The 2,352-nt window shown below is 55.7% G+C and carries 2 protein-coding genes; one reads left to right on the top strand and one right to left on the bottom strand.

Features of this window, described 5'->3' with window-relative positions; genetic code table 11:
* Nucleotides 1-396 precede the first annotated feature (396 nt).
* A complete protein-coding gene (locus tag H8A95_RS42585) occupies nt 397-1,005 on the top strand; it encodes a class I SAM-dependent methyltransferase (protein WP_229188392.1) in 609 nt (202 codons plus the stop codon).
* 184 nt (nt 1,006-1,189) lie between these two features.
* Here H8A95_RS42585 and H8A95_RS42580 read toward each other — a convergent pair whose 3' ends face one another.
* Nucleotides 1,190-1,408, bottom strand: coding sequence for a hypothetical protein (locus tag H8A95_RS42580; RefSeq protein WP_229188391.1), 219 nt, complete (start codon nt 1,406-1,408; stop codon nt 1,190-1,192).
* Between the last annotated feature and the right edge of the window lie 944 nt (nt 1,409-2,352).

The following is a 2,352-nucleotide window of genomic DNA, read 5'->3' as shown; positions in this document are numbered from 1 at the left end:
AGAACGATGCAGAAATTAATGCCAGCTATTTGCGGGACAGGACACTAGGAGGGGGATGAACCTGAAGCCGAGACGGTTCACGGAAGAGACGAGATACTCGGCCCCGATCGCCTGATCTATTTACCGAGTAGCCCGTTTTGACCGACGATCATGCACCGATTCCATCAAGGGAAGTCATGCGTCGGCCTCGATGCTTCGCATGTTTCTGTCATCAAGATCAATTACTAGCGCTGGTAGTAGACATGGCGCATACGTTGCGTCTAGCTATAGATGCGCAAGAAAGGCGACTAAGTCCCTGACAATAACAACGTAATCGACCGTTGATGGCGGAAATTCAAGAAAGCGCGCGCGGCGTCCAGGCAAGGCCTCGTCCATACGAACTGTTGTAACGCGCCCATGAAACAACTTTTACGATTCCCCGCACTGTATCAAGCATATCAAAATGTCGGTGGTTTCTTCGGCGCACGGGTGAAGTCCATCGCAGAATATCTGCCCCTCAAGGCCGGTGATCGTGTCATCGATATCGGCTGCGGTCCTGGCTACATAGTTGAGCATCTGCCGCGCGGCATCACATACATCGGTTTCGACATCGATCAGGCCTACATTTATCACGCAAGGAGAAAGTTCAGCGATCGCGGGACCTTCCAGTGCCGACTGTTCGACGAGGCTGTCGCGTTGGAGTTTGCCGGTGCGGATTGTGTTACTATGATGGGCGTCATGCATCATATCGCGGACGACTCCCTCAAGGAGTTGCTCCGAAGCATCCGAACTGTCCTGCGCCCGGGCGGGACGCTCTTTGTGCTCGAGCCGTGCTATCGGTCTGGACAGCGCGCATTCGCTAAATGGATGCTCGACAACGATCGGGGCGATTTCGTCCGCAGCGAGGAGGGATATCGCGCCATCCTTTCTGATGCTTTTGAAAAAGTGCGGATGATCATCCGCGAGGACTACGCACGTGTTCCCTGTACCTTTGTTGTTGGCCTCGCCACGAATGCCGGCGACTGAACTACGTTCTCAGCCCAAGCACCTTCGCGTTGGAGCTGCCGCCATGCACCCTCGCGCCTCGTATCGAAATCATCTGTCCTGTTGATCACGATCTCTGATCGCACTTCCGAGCCGAAGCAAATTTGGACTGCACGTCCAACTACAACCCGACTGCCTCCTGCAAGCCAGCGGACGCCCGCGAGCGTCATCCGAACCTCGCTTCGAGTATTCCGCGAAACAGCGGGTTGATGACCGGACTTAGCTTGAACTCGTAAACGTCTTCAATCGCGCTCGCCTTTCCGGGCTTCAGGCGGCTGGCCATCGCCAGGGTAAGAGCAATGAAGTGAAAGACGATGAAAACAGAGTTCGAAGCCGTTGCTACGCAGCCTTTCCAACTCGCCTCGGCGATATCGGAGGTGAACAATCTCGTCCGCACGGCTCCATCGCCACGGAGGCTGCGGCACGGTGACGATCATTCCGCCTCCGCTTTTCTAAGGCGGCTCGTGGGTTTTTCAGAAGCGCCTCATCGTCCGCAATGTGCTCCACTACATCGAATGCGCCGGTGAGATCGAAGAGCCCCTCCGCTGGAAGGTCACGTATCGATTTGGACACATTCCACCTTCGACGGCAGAATATTTCCTCGCATGCACAAGCCCTGCAGGGTGCAATTCGGACCCGACCAGGCTCCCGGGATCCTGCAATCACCCACAGCACGAAGCCAATCCCACAGCCTATTTCCATGAATGAGCGCGCTCGTGGATAGAATCGATCCACCAAATCGACGATCAAGCTGTTGCGGGCGACAAACCAGAGATGCCCGGCCTCGAATTGGGCAAACGTGTCGAATGCATCGGAATCAAATCCGCTGGCGGTATTCACAAGCTCGGGGGCGAACATCGGAATCCCCGCCGCTTGTGGAACGATGTGCGCACATCGAGAGCAGCGCCGCGGCCAAATCGGTTCGTCGCCGGCCACTGGTTCGATCGCATCACAAGCCAGGCAGCGACGGCCCGAAACCACACCAGTGGTCTGATGGATCCCCACCAACGTCATTTATATGCATTTCCCCGGCAGTTCCCAATAGGATCAACCAGGATTTCTAGGCCACTATAGATTGGATAGGACAGTCCCGGGGACGCCAGTTCGGTTACCGGTAATCTCCGGTTGCCCCAGACCGGCACCTAGGCTGGGCAGTCGCACCACTCCCAAGAATGCCCGTTCCAATGTTGATGGCGACGACCCGCGTAAGCATCGCCCAAGTCACCGGTGCACTTGAATCCCTTTCGATTCACTCAGCTTGGCGGCTCTATGAAGGTAAATCATCGCAACTTTTGATCGTTTCATTCAAAAACACGATAGCTCGACTAG

This window comes from Bradyrhizobium oropedii (genome assembly GCF_020889685.1).
Classification (GTDB): domain Bacteria; phylum Pseudomonadota; class Alphaproteobacteria; order Rhizobiales; family Xanthobacteraceae; genus Bradyrhizobium; species Bradyrhizobium oropedii.
The sequence above is the reverse complement of the archived record's forward strand: the minus strand, read 5'-3'. Positions and strand labels throughout refer to the sequence as shown.

Bases quoted from the DNA above. Each gene is read 5' to 3' on its own strand.
- H8A95_RS42585 (WP_229188392.1), top strand. From the start codon at position 397: ATGAAACAACTTTTACGATTCCCCGCACTGTATCAAGCATATCAAAAT.